17 protein-coding genes are annotated in these 16,455 nt (G+C 62.2%); 6 read left to right on the top strand and 11 right to left on the bottom strand.

The window, feature by feature from the left end; translation table 11 throughout:
- Positions 1-15 precede the first annotated feature (15 nt).
- From KIT79_05925 to KIT79_05880, 10 genes are all read right to left on the bottom strand, one after another.
- Positions 16-852, bottom strand: coding sequence for a sulfite exporter TauE/SafE family protein (locus tag KIT79_05925; GenBank protein ID MCW5828836.1), 837 nt, complete (start codon positions 850-852; stop codon positions 16-18).
- A 55-nt stretch (positions 853-907) separates the two neighbouring features.
- Positions 908-3,022 (bottom strand): alpha-glucan family phosphorylase, encoded by a 2,115-nt coding sequence (glgP, locus tag KIT79_05920; protein MCW5828835.1) that lies wholly within the window; start codon positions 3,020-3,022, stop codon positions 908-910.
- Positions 3,023-3,050: 28 nt separating this feature from the next.
- Positions 3,051-5,393: a hypothetical protein gene (locus KIT79_05915; GenBank protein ID MCW5828834.1), complete on the bottom strand. Its 2,343-nt coding sequence runs from the start codon at positions 5,391-5,393 to the stop codon at positions 3,051-3,053.
- A gap of 65 nt (positions 5,394-5,458) precedes the next feature.
- On the bottom strand, positions 5,459-5,665 hold the full coding sequence (locus KIT79_05910) for a hypothetical protein (protein MCW5828833.1): 207 nt from the start codon (positions 5,663-5,665) through the stop codon (positions 5,459-5,461).
- A 2-nt stretch (positions 5,666-5,667) separates the two neighbouring features.
- A complete protein-coding gene (locus KIT79_05905) occupies positions 5,668-5,883 on the bottom strand; it encodes a hypothetical protein (GenBank protein ID MCW5828832.1) in 216 nt (71 codons plus the stop codon).
- Positions 5,880-6,149, bottom strand: coding sequence for a hypothetical protein (locus KIT79_05900; protein ID MCW5828831.1), 270 nt, complete (start codon positions 6,147-6,149; stop codon positions 5,880-5,882). The genes KIT79_05905 and KIT79_05900 overlap by 4 nt, the downstream gene beginning before the upstream one ends.
- Positions 6,150-6,176: 27 nt before the next feature.
- A complete protein-coding gene (locus tag KIT79_05895) occupies positions 6,177-6,893 on the bottom strand; it encodes a cbb3-type cytochrome c oxidase subunit II (protein ID MCW5828830.1) in 717 nt (238 codons plus the stop codon).
- 70 nt (positions 6,894-6,963) lie between these two features.
- Positions 6,964-8,451 carry a cbb3-type cytochrome c oxidase subunit I gene (locus KIT79_05890; GenBank protein MCW5828829.1) on the bottom strand — a complete coding sequence of 496 codons (1,488 nt, stop codon included), beginning with the start codon at positions 8,449-8,451 and terminating at the stop codon, positions 6,964-6,966.
- A 33-nt stretch (positions 8,452-8,484) separates the two neighbouring features.
- Positions 8,485-9,327 carry a c-type cytochrome gene (locus KIT79_05885; protein ID MCW5828828.1) on the bottom strand — a complete coding sequence of 281 codons (843 nt, stop codon included), beginning with the start codon at positions 9,325-9,327 and terminating at the stop codon, positions 8,485-8,487.
- A 59-nt stretch (positions 9,328-9,386) separates the two neighbouring features.
- Complete coding sequence (locus KIT79_05880; GenBank protein ID MCW5828827.1) at positions 9,387-9,650, bottom strand: hypothetical protein; 264 nt, start codon at positions 9,648-9,650, stop codon at positions 9,387-9,389.
- A 128-nt stretch (positions 9,651-9,778) separates the two neighbouring features.
- Here KIT79_05880 and KIT79_05875 point away from each other — a divergent pair, with 128 nt between their 5' ends.
- Both KIT79_05875 and KIT79_05870 read left to right on the top strand, forming a co-directional pair.
- Positions 9,779-10,528 carry a Crp/Fnr family transcriptional regulator gene (locus KIT79_05875; protein ID MCW5828826.1) on the top strand — a complete coding sequence of 250 codons (750 nt, stop codon included), beginning with the start codon at positions 9,779-9,781 and terminating at the stop codon, positions 10,526-10,528.
- Between the two features lie 11 nt (positions 10,529-10,539).
- A complete protein-coding gene (locus KIT79_05870; protein ID MCW5828825.1) occupies positions 10,540-11,025 on the top strand; it encodes a hypothetical protein in 486 nt (161 codons plus the stop codon).
- Here the strand turns inward: KIT79_05870 and KIT79_05865 are convergent.
- Positions 11,019-11,573 (bottom strand): hypothetical protein, encoded by a 555-nt coding sequence (locus KIT79_05865; GenBank protein MCW5828824.1) that lies wholly within the window; start codon positions 11,571-11,573, stop codon positions 11,019-11,021. The two genes, KIT79_05870 and KIT79_05865, sit on opposite strands and share 7 nt — an antisense overlap.
- A 139-nt stretch (positions 11,574-11,712) precedes the next feature.
- Here KIT79_05865 and KIT79_05860 point away from each other — a divergent pair, with 139 nt between their 5' ends.
- From KIT79_05860 to KIT79_05845, 4 genes are all read left to right on the top strand, one after another.
- Positions 11,713-12,888 (top strand): iron-containing alcohol dehydrogenase, encoded by a 1,176-nt coding sequence (locus KIT79_05860; GenBank protein MCW5828823.1) that lies wholly within the window; start codon positions 11,713-11,715, stop codon positions 12,886-12,888.
- A gap of 49 nt (positions 12,889-12,937) precedes the next feature.
- A complete protein-coding gene (gene nadB / locus KIT79_05855; protein ID MCW5828822.1) occupies positions 12,938-14,551 on the top strand; it encodes an L-aspartate oxidase in 1,614 nt (537 codons plus the stop codon).
- A gap of 118 nt (positions 14,552-14,669) precedes the next feature.
- Positions 14,670-15,068: a hypothetical protein gene (locus KIT79_05850; protein ID MCW5828821.1), complete on the top strand. Its 399-nt coding sequence runs from the start codon at positions 14,670-14,672 to the stop codon at positions 15,066-15,068.
- A complete protein-coding gene (locus KIT79_05845; GenBank protein ID MCW5828820.1) occupies positions 15,065-16,411 on the top strand; it encodes a glycosyltransferase in 1,347 nt (448 codons plus the stop codon). The genes KIT79_05850 and KIT79_05845 overlap by 4 nt, the downstream gene beginning before the upstream one ends.
- The last annotated feature ends 44 nt before the right edge of the window (positions 16,412-16,455 follow it).

The raw sequence follows: 16,455 nt of genomic DNA, 5'->3' as shown, positions 1-16,455 counted from the left end.
CGGTAACTCCCCGTCTCATCCGGTGACCGTCCGGTAAACCACGAAAAATCCCATCAGGCACAGGGCGAAGGCAAACGTCCTGCGGAGTTTCGCCGGTTCCATCCGGGTGGCGTGGCGCGCTCCGAGCTGGGCGAAGAAAATGGACGCCACGGCCAGCAGGATCACAAGGCCGGGGATCACGATGCCGATGCCGCCCGGAACCGGTTGCGATGGCACGGCGGTCAGGTAGCCAGCCGTGCCAACCAGCCCGGAGGCTGCGCCTACGACGCTGGAAGTCCCCACGGCCCGGTGAACCGGCTTGTGCATGAGCAGGACGAATGCGGGGACGGCCAGCGATCCGCCACCGATCCCAAACAGGCCGCCCACCAAACCGATCAGAATGCCAATTACAGCCCCCTTGCCAAACTGCGTGACGCCCCTGACCGGCTTGTCGTCCGAGGCGGTTCTTGCCGAGTCGAACAGCCACAGCCGCACGGCCATGGCGGCGAGGAATATGCCAAACGCGATCTTGAGCGAATCCTCGCCGATCCTCAGTGCAAACCTCGTGACGATGAATGCGCCTGCGGCGCTCATCGGCGCAGCCAGGGCGGCGAGCCGCCAGTCGATATTCCGTTTGCCATGGTGCGCGTGGGCGGATGAAACCGACGTGAAAAACACGCATCCGAGCGATGTCGCCACGGCGACTTGTGCCGTTTGCGGGTGCGGGCCGATAACATGGGGCAGGAGTTCAAACAGGACCGGGACCATGATGACGCCGCCGCCAAGTCCGAGCAGACCGCCGATGTACCCGGCGATCATCCCGGTCGCCAGCAGGGCCGCATAGTCGGCAGGGATCAGGTTGAGGTCCATCATGCGGGGCAAGCCGGCTCCAGTGGCGGCTCCGGCCGGTATGCTCCAGACCGGGAAACTATTTCTTGAACTCCCGCGTCAGGGTCTTGGATGCCGGCAGGTACATTTCGTTGACGTAGTCGATCACCATCCGGTCGGCATTGTACCGCCAGGCGAGGGTTTTCATCGCCTCCTTGATCATGGCGAGCCATTTCACGGGGATATTCTGGGCGTCGCGCTCATAGAACAGGGGGACGATGCGGCTTTCCAGCACGTTCAGCATGTCCGCGGCGTCCCGGCGGTCCTGAACGTCCGGGCTCGTGTGGGTGAGCCCCTCACCGAATGCAAAACCGTTCCGCGTGTCGTACGCCTCCGCCCACCAGCCATCCAGTGTCGAGCAGTTGAGCGTCGCGTTGAATACCGCCTTCTGGCCGCTCGTTCCACAGGCTTCCAGGGGCCGCCTCGGAGCGTTCATCCAGAGATCACAGCCTTCCAGCAGGTGCCGGGAGACGTTCATGTCGTAATCCTCAACCAGCAGGATGTGGTCTCTCAGCTCAGGGTCGCGGCTCAGCTCGACAAGCTGATGGATAATCTGCTTGGCGGGCATGTCCTGGGGATGGGCCTTTCCGGCGAAGATGATCTGCACCGGACGGGCAGGATCGAGCAGCAGCCTGCGGACCCGGGCCATGTCGCTGAACATCAGCATCGCCCGCTTGTACAGGGCGAAGCGGCGGGCAAAACCGATGGTAAGGGCTTCCGGGTTCAGCTTCCGGAGCGATCCGGGAACTCCCATGCGCTCGTACCGGCGACGGGCCCGCCGCTCCACGAAGTCGAACAGCCGCCGTTTCAGCGCCACCTTGGTCTGCCACAGCTCCACGTCGTCGATATTGTCCATGAGCCGCCACCGGCGGGCATCGCACTGGTGCTGTTGCCAGTCCGTCCCCAGATAGTCCCGGAATATCCGGTCCATCTCCTTGGCGAGCCAGGTGGAGATATGGACGCCGTTGGTAATATGGCCGATGGGCACGTCGGGGGTGCGCCGTTCCGGCCACAAAACACGCCACATGCGGCGGGACACCTGTCCGTGGAGGGAGCTGACGGCATTTGCCCGGCCCGACAGCTTGAGTGCCAGCACGGTCATGCAGAACTCTTCGTGGTTGTTAAACGGATCGGTGCGGCCAAGTCCCAACAGTTCCCGGTCGCTGATACCGAGCCGCTGCTGAAGGCCCGCCAGATAGTGCAACACCATATCGGGGGAAAACCGGTCGTGGCCAGCCTCGACCGGTGTGTGCGTGGTGAACGCAACCTTTTCGGTGATTTCGGAGGCCGCCTGCTCAAAGCGCTGGCCGGTTTCCTCCATGCGCTCGGTGATGGCTTCGAGAATGGCAAAGGCAGAGTGGCCTTCGTTCAGATGAATGACACCCGGCCGGATGCCCAGCTTCCGCAGGGCCCGGTAGCCGCCGATGCCGAGCACCACTTCCTGCGCGATCCGGTTTCCGCGGTCGCCGCCATAGAGACGCATTGCCAGCGGCGGCGAACCACCGCCACCCTGGAAGCCGCGAACGTCCAGCAAGACGAGTTTCGCCCGGCCCACATCGGCCATCCACAGGTCGGCGTTGAGAACGCTGCTGTTCATCGGGATCTCGACCGAAAGCGGCTGGCCGTTGTGTTCCAGCTTGCGAATGGCCACGCGGTTCACGTCGAGGTCGTGGTATACCTCGGTCTGGTTTCCGGCACCGTCCAGATGCTGCGTAAAGTAGCCTTCCCGGTAGAGCAGGCTGACACCGTAAACCGGGACACCAAGGTCCGAACAGCTTTTCAGGTGATCGCCAGCAAGGACTCCCAGGCCGCCCGAATAGATCGGTATCGATTCGTGAATGCAGAACTCGGGGCTGAAATAGGCGACCGGCGCCGAATACAGTCCGGGGGCATTCCACGAGGTCCAGTGGTTTTCCGTCTCCAGATACTGGGTCAGCAGCCGTTCGGCGTGGGCGACGTGGGCAAGGATGTGTGCGTCGTTTTCGAAGGAAGCCAGTACGGCCGGATCCACATCGAGCAGGAATGCAACCGGATTGTGGTTGCTGCGCCGCCACAGGTGCAGGTCAATGGCCCGGAATACCTCGTCGATGTCCTCGTTCCAGCTCCACAGCAGATTATAGGAAAGCCGGGTGAGCCGGGTCCGAAGGTCGAGCACGAAAGGGATCCTCCTTGATGCTGTTTCACTATAGCCGACCGGGCCGCCAAACCGCATAGCCGAGCAGCATCAAAAGCATCAATCCGCTCGTCCACAGACCGGGCGTCAGTCCCGGCGGCCAGTAACGGAATTCAACGACAGACCGGCCCGTTGGCAGCATGACCGCCCGGTGAACTCCCCACGCCGGGAAGATATCCGCGGGAGTCCCGTTTACCGAAGCGGTCCACCCGCGAAACCAGGCGTCCATCAGGACGACCGGACCACCGGCCTCCTGATCTACCATAATATGCACACGGTCATGGTCATACGAACGGATTTCGCACTGACGGATTTTTGCCGCCGGCCGGCTACCAGACGGAAAATCATCTGCTTCAACGAACAACGTCTCACGGGGGTCGAAATCCGGTGAGCGAACCATCCGGTCGATGCCGGCGGTATCGGCACTTCGCCAGTTGCGGGGGCAGATCACCCGCGGCACGGGATCGCTCACCGTTATCGCCCGGAAACTGCCCAGAAAGAGCGGTCCGTTTCCCATGTCATCAGTATCCGGCTGACTGCCCGGCGCCGCGATGATGGCGTCAACGGCAAAGAGCCTGATGTGGTTTGCATTCGGCAAATCCCGGGTCGCACGCGCATGCCGCTCCGGAATGAATGCGTTATATCCCCGGATGGAACTGAAATCCGTCACGAGCACGGTGTCCATGTCGAGCAGATGCCAGTGGATCGTATGCCGCCAGTAGTCCGGCGATCCGGGCGGGAACCGGAACCCGTGGAACACCGGCAGCGGCCAGATGCGGAGCGGGTCTGTACGGTTTTCTCCGGCCCGAAGGGCGGCCACAGCCGCCGGTTCGGAATAAACGGTTTCCTCGCCGGGGATAAACCGCATGACATCCAGCGAATTGATGCTGAGCGGTAGCGCCGCGGCGGTAGTCACCAGCCACGGGAGATAATACCCCGTGCGCCTGAGCTTCCACATAAGGGCCCCGGCGGCGGCAGCCACCAGCAGGTAAAGCCGCCCCTCGGCAAGTGAACCCGAGATGACCGAGCCCATCACGTCCGCATCGACTGGTCTGAACAGGCTGCCGAACTGTTCCCACAATGGCGTAAACCAGGAAAGCGCCACTAGAGCAATGGCCGACAGCATCAGGACCAGCCCCGTGCGAGATCGCCGGTCATGGCCGAGAGCGTCATCAAAGCCGTACCCGGCCAGCATGGAGATGCCCACGATGGCCCATGGAATGAATCTTTCAGGAAGACGGAACTGGTTCCAGAGCGGCACATATTTCCAGAACAGGCCGAACAGGCCGATGAGGGGGCCAAGGGCGAACATGATGCCGAGCAACGTCAGCAGGAGAAACGGCCAGGCGGAGCGGCGGCGCCGGATCCCTTTCAGGGAAAGGGCGGCGAAAAAGAGGGGAATGAAACCGAGGAAGTAGCTCCAGATATAGAACGAGCGGTTCGCCACCGGATCGCAGAAAAGGGACTGCGGCCACAGGGTTCCCAGATTCGTGGCCGATCCAAAAAAAAGGGGAAATAGCATTTCGACAAAGCGTGCAGGGTGGGAACTGCACTGGTGGGCCCGCTCCCATGAAATACCGTCGTTACGGACAACCTCTTTCAGCAAATGGAGGGTAGGCATCCACTGGATCGCGGCCAGGGTGAATGCAGCGAAGGCAACGGCGCCGGAGGCCAGCGCGGTCCGGAGGCGTGCAGCGGGCAGATCGTCAGCCGTCCCGGCCGAAAAAACTGCCAGCAGGATCATCAGCACCGTGGAGAGGACGAAGGTCTGAGGCTCTCCCGCAAGGAGGGAAAGGCTGTGCAGCACAGCCGACAGGGCGAGCCAGCGTGCTTTGCCTGCCGGTACCGCTGCTTCAGAGGAACGGATGAACGCCGCCAGTGCCCAAGGCACGGAGGCGATAGCGAGCAGGTAGTTCTGGAGGCTCGTGTGGCTGGCCAGCGCCCCGGAACCCGCGGCCACCAGTCCGGCAAAAACGGCGGCGGGGGGCGAGAACTTCAAGCTCCGGCCGAGGGCGAACATTCCTGTGCCGAACAGCACGAACAGCAGGGCGACAAAAGCGTTGACGAGCCAGGCCGGGTTTGCCGGGAGAAAAAACAGGAGCTTCAGGGGATGGAAAACCGACTGGACCGGGTCGGCGGCAAACGGAAAGCCGCCGAAGATGCCGGATGTCCAAAGCGGGAAGTCCCCCTGCTGCAGGCGGCGGATGTGGTGAATCTGGTTCGGGAAGAAGTTGAGCGTGACGTCCCAGTGCCAGAGCGTCTGTCCGGCGAACAGGGCCGGAATGAATACCAGCGTTACGAATCCCGCGATGATCCAGGCGGGGGATTTCAGGAATGGAAGTCGCTGAAGCATCTGGCAGCCGTGTATGGCCAAGGATGGGCTGCCATCGCCGGGAGTTCAATCGTTATTTACGTTACTTACCTGACGCCCATCTCCTCGATCAGGGTCGGGACCATCCAGGTGCCGAGGTAGTACAGCATGAAGGAAAAGAAGACCGCCCAGGCGAACACCAGGACGAGCGGCATCCGGCCCTTGCGGGAGTATTCGTAGCTGATCTGGCCCTCGCCGGGATCGGCCGGCCCCGGTTCGCGTGCATCGTCGGGCAGTGGTGCGTTGTCGCCCATGGCTACTGCTTCCTTTCCTGGATGAACAGATCGTATTTGGGAGCCTCGGAATGGCGGAAATCCCCATTGCTGACCGACCACAGCAGCAGCAGGGCCGCGCCGGCGAGCCCGGAGCCCACCAGCGTCAGGAAAAATATGAGGATGGGAGTCGAATCGACACCGCAGAAAAAGCAGCCCGTGACGGCCAGTTCCCGGAGCGTATTGGAAAGGGGAATCATTCGAGTTCCTCCCGGTCAAAGAGCACCATCTTGGAGTTTTCCACGGCCTCGAACTGGCCTTTGAAGTAGGCCCATGAAACGACGGCGAGCCATACTCCCGTGGCGAAAACATAAACAAGTCCGGCAGCGACCATGTAGGAGGCGAGGTTCGGCGCAAAAACGAGGTATCCCACCACCAGGATGATCGCGGCGACGCTCAGTTGCAGCAGCGCCAGCACGACACGGAAGCCGGTGCCGGAAGCTGCTTTTTGCGTGGAGTCGTTCATCGTCGGTCTGCTCCCTTGGCGCCGGTTCTAGCGGACCGTCGTCGCCAGCGGATCCGGACGCCCGCCGTTCGGAAGCCAGGAACCCAGCCACTGGATATAGGCAACGATGGCGATTCCGTCATTGTTGGGTTTCCAGGCGGGCTCGGTCCGGTACTGGTGCTTCGGATCAGCCCGGCCTTCGTCCTGGGCACGCTGGGCGTCATCGGACTGGAAGAATTCTATCGCGTCCTTTGCTTCATCGGCCGAGTAGGTGCACTCGGCGGTCCGGCACATGGAGCTCCCATCCGCACGGAATACCCAGAACCGATCAGTCTTCTCGAAGAACCAGCGGTATTCCGGCATCACGCTGTCCGGGACCACATCCCTCGGCCGGAAGAAGTGGGCGAAGTGCCAGTCGTTGCTGTATTTGCCGCTGATCCGTATAAGGTCAGGCCCCACGCGGCGGGTTCCGAAGAGCTGGGGCAGCTGCAGTTTGTTCTCGTATTCCCCCGCCGTGGACACCGCACCATAGAACAGTGCCTCATTGGCGACCGGCCGGATGTACTGGCTGTGGCAGTGCCAGCATGCCTCGCGGACATAGATATCCCGCCCGCGGTAGACGGCCTTTTCGTATTCGGCGGGATCCTTGAAGTAATCCTCGAACTCGTAAGGCACCGAAGTGAATTCGCCAACGGTGCTCGGCGTGCTGCGGGAAACCATCAGCCAGGGCGCAAGCCCCGTCGTCAGGAAGCCGAACGCGAACATGCTGATGCCGCCCACCAGGAATATGAAGTTGAATCTTTCCATGGAGACTCCTTGGTAATTCCTTCGCCTCTCAGACCGCCGGGACCGGCCGTGCGGCCGCGGCCGGTCCGGTGATGACCGGCTGCCAGTTGGCTGGTTCACTGCAATCGAGCGGGATATGCACCTCGTCGGTGAGGACTTCCGGCCCCTTGAAGGTACGGTACAGGTTGTAGAGGAAGAGAAGCTGGGCGATGACGATGGCCGTGCCCGTCAGGGTGCGTGTGAGCCAGAACGGGACCGATGCGCGCACGCTATCGATGAACGGCGCCATGCTCTTCCACATGTATCCCTGGACGAGTCCTGCCGCCGTCAGCGAGACGAACATGAGGAGCAGACCAAGAAAGCTAAGCCAGAAATGCCACTGGGCCAGCGTGCGGCTGTAAAGCCGCCGGTGCCAGACCTTCGGGATCAGGTAGTAAACCCAGGCGATCGACCAGAACGTGAAGGTTCCGAACAGCACCATGTGGGCGTGGGCGACCACCCAGTCGGTGAAGTGGATGATCTCCTGGAAGGTGAGGGTCACATGGAACGCGCACTGGATGCAGGTGACCAGATAGAAGAACGTCCCGGCCATGATCCATCCGTACGGAATATTACGTCCGAGCTGGGCGTTTTCACCACGCATGGTCATCCAGAAGTTGTAGACCACGGTATAGACGACCACGTGAACGCCAACGGAGGCGACGATGCCGGCATACTGCGCCCACATGGGAATCGGGCTGAAGATGTAATGGTGTGTCGAGTTCAGCGGATAGAAGAACGCAAGGCCCCAGAAGCCGATCAGCGACAGGGAGTGCGAGTAGATCGGCTTATTCAGGACCAGCGGTAGCAGATAGTACATGGAAGCGATGCCGATCGGCGTCACAAACAGGCCGACAAGATTGTGGATGAACATGCTGGTGAGCGCGGCACCACCGGTTCCCGGCGCCACGTACTCCACCATGAAGTTGCCCATGACGTAGTTGAGGCCAGTCCAGACCAGGGCCGCGACGATATACCACGTACTTACATACAGGTGCTTCTGCCTGGACTTGATGACCGGGGCGATGAAGTTCGCGGCCATGATGAGGTAGACCACGACGATGATCGGATCGAGCCAGGCGGGCGTCTCGCCCCATTCCAGTGCCTGGGCGGTTCCGCCGAGGATGCCGACGACGGTGCCGGCCACGATCGCTACCCATGCCCACAGGACAAAGCGGCTGATGACCGGGCTCAGAACCCGCTGTCCTGTCAGCTTCGGGAGCATATAGTGAAGCAGGCCGAAGAACGCCATCACGAGCCAGGCGTACGCGATGGCGTTGGTGTGGAGCATCCGGACCCGGCCGGGCGAGAGCCAGGAAATCCCCTTGAAGGGATAGGAGTTGGTGAACTGGAGCGAGTAGAGGAACCCGGCCAGGATCGCCACCAGAAGGAAGATGACCGATACCGCCAGATGCGCCTTGACCATCGCGTAGTCAACGAGCGTTTCCTCGCTGGCATAGTATCGGTTGGCGGGTTTTGCACCGGTCGTTTCACTCATGTCTGGCATACTCCTTGAGCAGGAACTTCAGGATCATTCTGCCGCTTCGGGGGCAGGGGGATGCGGGTCGGCTCCGTCCCTGAGCGCCCGGATATAGGCGACCAGCGACCACCGCTCGTCCTCGGTCAGGTCGTCGCGGTAGGCCGGCATCGGCGTGCCGTTCAGGCCCGTCGTGAAGGTCCGGTAGATATCTACCGGGGTGTCGCCGCCGCGGAGCTTGCCGTGGACGAAGTTTGCCGGTTTCAGCCTGAAGCCCCACTGGTCATCGAGCGCATTGGCCGAAGGGCCGTCGCCCAGGCCGGTATCTCCGTGACACTGGTTACAGGCCATTTTTTCATAGACCAGCCGGCCCTCGTAGACCCGCTGCGGGCTCATCAGGTCTTCTGGCGGCGGGGAGAGGTGGATTGGCGGCTCGCTCATCGAAACGTCTTCGAACGAGGCCGAGAAGGTCTTGATGTACTGGACCAGCGCATAGCGGTGCCGGTCGGGGACCAGGTGCCACGAAGGCATGCTCGTTCCGATCACACCGGCGGTCAGTGTCCGCATCAGGTCGCCATCGGTGGGCAACGCTCCGGCGGGTGTGGAGCGGAACTTGTAGACCCCGTCGCGGAAGTCCCGGGGCTTGGGGTTCAGCCAGCGGGCAGCCGGTCCATGCCCGTCCCCCTTGAGGCCGTGGCAGCCGGCACAGTTCTGCACGTACAGTTCCCGGCCCTGCTTGAGAAGTTCGGCCTGTTCCAGAGCCGACATGCGCTCCGAGGTGGCTCCGCCCTGGGCGTGAACGGCAAACCGGCCGCCTGCGGCGAGGGCGATCAGCGCGCCCATTAGTCCCGCAACCAGAAATGCCGACTTTCGCGGGATCATGCTGTCAGTGCTCACGTAGCGTCCTCGTTTCCTTCGCCCTTGCAATCGGTGCATCCCCGGCCATCGGTCCGGGGTCAGTCGGCCGTACGCTGTAGAGCAGCCCCGGGACGGCCTCTCAGCCTCAGGGCTTCCAGTTCAGCCCGGTACCGGGCCTCCTTGCGCTCGTTACGGTTGAGAGAAACCACCCAGACCAGTACAACGGCTGCCGGGATATGGAATGCCGGAACCAGCTCCGGGTGACCGTACTGGCGCTTGATGATCACTCCGCCAAGAATGAGCCCCAGAAAGAGAGCCACCGACAGTATTTTCCAGAGCAGCGTCATAATAGAGGCCAGCACATTCCGCGCAGCCCTCGCGCAGTCAGCCAGTGGCCTCATCATTAGGAGAAGTTCAGGCAGGGTTTTATGACCTGCGTCAGTACATCGCAGCTAATTTTCGGTCACTATTGGCCGAGCAAGGCAGACCGATGGCGGCAGTCCGAACCAGCAAGAACCGGATACTCAGCGAAAAACTAGACTGTGCACTGTGCGGCACCGTGGGGCAGAGTCCGTTCCAGGATCTCCAGCGTCCCGATCTGGAGCGGCTGTCGGAACGGAAGATTCATAACGTCTACCGGCGCACCCAGTCTCTCTACTATGAGGGCAACCGCCCGACCGGCGTGTTCTGCATCAAGGAAGGCCGGGTGAAATGCTACCGGCTGGGACCGGGCGGGCAGCGGCAGATTATCCGGATCGTCGGCCCGGGGGATCTGCTGGGATTCAGCGCGGTCATCCGCGGAGGGGCACATGCGGAAACCGCCGAGGCCCTCGAAAATGCCGTCGTCTGCTTCATTCCGAAGGAAAGCTTCCTGTCCATGTTCTCGGACCGGCGCGAACTGGTGAGCCGGCTGCTGTCCAAAACGCTGGGCGATACCCAGCAGATGGAAGATACGGTTCTCTCTATATCGACGATGAATGTCCGTGACCGGACATTGAGGCTGTTCCGTCATCTCGGAATGCGGTTTGGCATCACCGATGCCCAGTCCGAGGGGATTCTCTGGCTGGATGTGCCGCTGACCCGGCAGGAGATGGCCGAAATGATCGGGACCAGCGTGGAGACGCTGATCCGGATGCTCGCCGAGCTCAAGGATGAAGGACTGGTGACAAGCCAGGGCCGCATGATCGGCATTTCCGACATGAAACGCCTGTCTGACCTGACCAGTTCCGCCGCCGGATAATTTTCTCCGGATTGATCCAGATCAACGTCAGTTTCCTGTTCCTGTGGTTAACTGGGCCTGCGATGAGACTTGGCACCCAGCATTCACCCGTGGAGCTTCTGATCCGCTACGGAACCGGGCAGGAGGTTGAGCGGATTGCGCCGGTGGCGACGCCCGTGAATTACGGGGCGGGGCAGTTTCTTTTTTATGAGGGGCATCAGCCATACGGGATTTTCCTGTTCACGGGAGGGACTATCGAACTGTTCCTGACCGACGGCGGCGATCCGCTCGGAAAGCCGGTTTCCGCCTGGACTGTCAGCGCACGGGAACCGCTGAACCGGCCCGTCGTCATCGGGGCGAGCCTTCTGGCGATGGACAGTCCGTACCCGCTGAATGGCCGCGCCGCCGAACGGATATCGGGACTGTTTCTGGACCGGATCACGCTCAAGGAAAACCCGGACATCTGGCATCCGCTTGTGTCAGCCATGGTGAACGCGGTCCAGGGCCCCGTTCAATAACCGGACCCGCGGCCGATCTGTGTGCCGGGCGGGGGCTTCCGTATTTCCCGGCCGTCGTCACTCACGACCGTTTCACCGGCAGGGCCAACTGGTTCGTAACCGGCCATCTGCATCCGGGCGGCCGCCTCGGCACCGCGAAGAAAATCCATCACCCGGGCGTATCCCTCGCGCCTGGACGACCTGCGGAGGAAGGCCAGGGCAATCGTCGTGTCGCCACGACGGGCTACCGGAACCGCCTTTTCGACCAGCTGGGTACCTGCGACCTGGAGAAGTCCCGACGCGTCCGAGGTCAGGACCATGTCGGGCGAGAACCCCTCATCACGGATACGGCGAGGTATCGACGCGGCGGGACCGGAGACCACGACAGCCCCATATCCACCAAGGGCATGGGGAGTTTTCAGGAGTGGCTCGAAGTCGGCGCGAATATCGGCCGATACGGCGATGGTCAGGAATTTTTCCGGACCGGGCTTGTGGCAACCGGCGACGAAAGCAGCCACCAGAACCAGTGGCAGAAGGACCAGGGCTGAGAGCGGGTGAGGCGTTTTCATGGGCGGAATCCTAGCCGGAAACCGGCGGGTGTGGCGAGACGGTGTGAGCCGCCGCGAAATTGACCGCCCCATCGACAAATCGTACGGACGTGCTACTAAACCGGCGACTGACGGCTTCCAAGGGACAGGTAACCGGGACATGGCTCGTTTTAATCACACACTTCCCTCCAGGATCATCATTGGTGACGGCGTTTCGACGACGGTCGGCTCCGAAGCAAAGAAGATGGGGATCACCCGCGTCCTTGTTGTTTCCGACAAGGGCGTCGAGAGCGTGGGCGTGCTGGGCCCTATCTGCGAGTCGCTGGAAAAAGTGGGCCTCAAGGTGGAGAAGTTCCTGGGCGTGCTGCCCAACCCGACGGCCGACCAGGTCCGTGCCGCCGAACAGATCTACAAGTCGGCCGGATGCGATGGCGTCGTGGCTGTTGGCGGCGGATCGGTCATGGACGTGGCCAAGAGCGTGCGAATCATGGCCAAGCACCCCGGCGACATCATGGACTATGAACTGGGGAAGGGCGGACTCGCCAAGATCACGGCCGACCAGCCGCCGCTCATCTGCCTGGCCACGACATCAGGTACCGGCTCGGAAGTTTCGGTCGGCGCCATCATCACCGACGACAAGACGCATGTAAAAAAGACCATCGTGAGCCCGTTCGTGGTGCCAACACTGGCACTCGATGACCCCAAGCTCACCCACGGACTGCCGCCCTTCCAGACGGCCTCCACCGGCATGGACGCGCTGACCCATGCGATCGAGGCCTACGTATCGAAGATGGATTCGCCGTTCGGGGGTGCGCTGGCGCTCGAAGCCATCCAGCTGATCGGCAAGAGTCTCGTCACGGCCGTCAAGGAGCCCACAAACGCCCGCGCCCGGCACGACATGATGTATGCCTCGATGATCGCTGGCATCGCATTCTCGCAGAACAACCTCGGCGCGGTCCACGCGCTTGCCCACCAGCTCTCGACCGAGTTCGGCTTCGCCCACGGCTTCGCCAATGCGCTCATGCTGGTGCCGGTGATGAAATACAACCTTGAATCCGCACCCGCGAAATACGCCCAGATCGCCATCGCGCTCGGCGCCGACCGGAAGAAGTCCGACGCGGAACTGGCGAAGGAAAGTGTCGATCTCGTCGAAAGGCTCCGGATCGCAACCGGGCTGCCGGGCCTTATCCGCGAAGGGAAGGGAGCCAGGGCCACCGACCTGAAGCGGCTCGCCTCGCAGGCCATGATGGACGTCTGCCACGTATCCAATCCCCGGCCCTGTTCGCCGGCTGTCATGGAACAGCTCTTTGCCGAGGCGGGGGCGGACGCGGCATAACGCTTCCCGCCGGGAGACGACACCCCGCCACCGGCCCAGGAGTCCCAGCTTGGAATACCGTTCCGACTATCTGGTGCTGGGGAGCGGACTGGCAGGCATGGTGTTCGCCCTCAAGGCGGCACGCACCGGGACCGTTCACCTCGTTACCAAACGCACCCTGGACCAGGCCGCAACCGACTGGGCCCAGGGGGGCATCGCCAGTGTGTGGTCGGAAACCGACTCCTTCGAGAGCCACATTGCCGACACGCTGGCTGCCGGGGCAGGGCTTTCCGATCCGAAAGTCGTGGAGAGGGTAGTGTGTGCCGGGCCGGCACGGGTGCAGGAACTGATCGATTGGGGCGTCCAGTTCAGCCGCAGCGACCGCGACGAGTTCGACCTCGGCCGGGAGGGCGGGCACTCCCGCCGCCGGGTGCTCCACGCGACCGACATGACCGGCCATGCCATCCAGATGGCCCTCATGGCCCGGCTGAAGGAAAATCCCAACATCCGGATTTTCGAGAACCATTTTGGTGTCGATCTCATCACCAGCCAGCGGCTGGACCGCCGTCAGGGGCGGCGATCGGGAAGCCGGAGCATCTGCTACGGCTCCTATGTCCTGAACGATGCCACGGGAGAGGTAGATACGTTCCTTTCCCGCACGACGGCGATTGGAACCGGCGGCGCGGGGAAGGTGTATGTCTATACGTCGAACCCTGACACGGCCACCGGTGACGGCATCGCCATGGCCTGGCGCGCCGGGTGCCGCGTGGCGAACATGGAGTTCATGCAGTTCCACCCGACCTGCCTGTATCACCCCAAGGCCAAGAGCTTCCTCGTGAGCGAGGCGTTGCGCGGCGAGGGCGCCATCCTGCGGCTTGCGGACGGGACGCCGTTCATGGAGCGTTATCATCCCATGAAAGATCTCGCGCCCCGCGACGTGGTGAGCCAGGCGATTGACCGGGAGATGAAACGCACGGGCGATGACTGCGTTTATCTCGACATCACCCACAAGTCCGCGGAGTGGCTCAAGGAACGATTTCCCAACATCTACGAGCGGTGCCTGCTCTATGGCATCGACATGGCCGTGGCCCCTGTACCGGTCGTTCCGGCCGCGCATTACACCTGCGGCGGAATCATGACCGGCATGACCGGCGAAACTGACGTGGCGGGGCTCTATGCAATCGGCGAGGCCGCCTACACGGGACTGCACGGAGCCAACCGGCTGGCCAGCAATTCACTGCTGGAATGCGCGGTTTTCGCACACTGGGCATCCGAGCATGCGGCCTTAACCTACGGGCCGGGTTCGGACTTTCAGCTTCCGGAGCGAACGATTCCACCCTGGGATCCAGGCCGGGCCACGGAACCGGACGAACTGGTCGTCGTGACGCATAACTGGAACGAAGTCCGGCGGTTCATGTGGGACTATGTGGGTATTGTCCGGACGAACCGGCGTCTGGAACGCGCGCGCCGACGGGCCGACAACCTGATCGGGGAGATCAACGGCTTCTACTGGGACTTCAAGGTGACGCCCGACCTGCTGGAACTCCGCAACCTGTCCCGGGTGGCCATGCTGATCATCCAGAGCGCACGGGCCCGCAAGGAGTCCCGCGGCCTGCATTCCACGCTCGACTACCCGGACCGGAACGACGAGGCATTTGGCCGGCCGACGATCCTCTACCCCTAGCCAGTAGCCCCGGCGGGCAGGGGCGCACCTTCTTTTCCGCTTTATGACGAATCTCCTGTTTGTGCCCCTGTCGGTATCTGTTACCCTAGGGTCATACGCCGCCTGGAGGGGCCAGCCCATGATTGTCGGATTCTTCCGTTTGCTGATGAACTTCTTTGTCGTTCCGTTCGATGTCTACAAGGAGGCAATCCAGATCCTGAAGCGGATCGGGGAGCGTGGCTTCCACAAGCAGGATGGCGACGAAGAAATCGAACTGCCCATGCTGAACTACATCTGGGAGATCGGCATTGTCCTCGTCGCGCTGGTGGGAATCATCACATTCGCCGGTGGAATAGTGCTGGCTGTCATTGCCGCCAAGGGCGTCGGGATTGAGTTCCGGGTTGGCATGGTGCTACTGGGGGCCGTGACGGCGTTTGTGAACGTGTGGCTCGGCGGGATCGCCGTCGAGTTCCTGGAAGCCTGGATGCTGACGATCAAGCATCTGAAAGAGATTGCCGCGAACACCAAGAAAAGTTGAGCGCAGCAGCGAAAAACCTCCTTTTCATTTCCTATTTCTACCCGCCGCTGGGCGGTGGCGGCGTCCAGAGGGTGCTCCAGACGACGCGTCTGTTGCCGCGCTTCGGATGGAAACCCGCCGTTCTGACCGTGGACGGAGGCCGGTGGACCAGTGCCGATGACAGCGGACTGTCGCGGATCCCGCCGGATGTGACGGTCGAACGGACCCGGTACATCACGGCCGCCGGAATCAAGGAAAAACTGTTCGGGCGCAGGAGACTGCCGGGAACCGTGGCCACGCTGCCTTCAGATGGCTACGGGGCCGCTCCGCAGACCCTCCGGGACCGGATCGTATCGCGCGTCAGGGCGCTCTGGCAGACGCCGGACGAATTCATCGGATGGTATCCGTTCGCCGTGAAGCGGGGCCGGGGGATGCTCGCCCGCAGCCGGTTCAACGCGATCGTTTCCAGCGGTCCGCCCTGGACGGCGCACCTCATCGCCCGGCGGCTCGCACTGGAAACCGGGCTGCCCTGGCTGGCCGATTTCAGGGACGGCTGGACGCTGATGCCGTGCAATCCGCATGGGAATGGCTGGCAATACAGGATCGAGGAACGCCTGGAACGTGGAGTCCTGGACCGGGCGGATGCCCTTGTCTTTACCAATCCGCAGACGCAGCAGGACTACGTTTCGCGTCGAAAAGTGGATGCCCGCAAGACCCATACGGTCACCAATGGTTTCGATCCGGAGGGATTCACGGGCACCGTCGAAGTGGAGAAGGATTTCGTGCTGTTTTATGGAGGCACGACGCTGGGCGGACAGCGGCTGGAACGGCTGTTTCCCGCCCTCGACCGCTTCCATAAGCGCCACCCGGACGAGAAGGTCCGGATTGAATACGCCGGGAGCGAAGGACCGGCACTGGCGGCGGCCGCAAAGGCAGCCGGGGTCGAAGCGATGTTCCGCGATCTTGGCTACCTCCCGCATGCGGAGACTGTGCGCAAGATGCGGACATCGGCGGCCTTGCTGCTCCCCATGATGAGCCGGGATGTTTCCCGGTCCGTCTATCCGGGGAAGCTGTTTGAATACCTGGCGGCCGGACGGCCTGTATTTTACGTAGGCCGGGACGGAGCAACGACGGATCTTCTGCGCGAACTCGGGATGACCAAGTTCGTTATCGGCGAGCCGGGGAACGCGGACGTGGACCGGGCGGTGGATGAGGCGCTGGACGAACTCCATGCCGCCTTCCGGACGGGAGGAACCCGCCAGCCGGCCTCGGTGGTGATGGATATTCACGCCCGGTTTTCGCGGGTTGATCTGACCCGGCGGTTTGCCGGGATACTGGACGAAATCAGCTCAAAACGGCCGTAAGGGCCTGCATTCTAGCTGGCATATAAATTACGACCTATTTATAT

This window comes from Deltaproteobacteria bacterium (assembly GCA_026129095.1).
Taxonomy (GTDB): Bacteria; JAGRBM01; JAGRBM01; order JAGRBM01; family JAHCIT01; genus JAHCIT01.
This window is presented reverse-complemented; position numbering and strand designations above follow the sequence as displayed.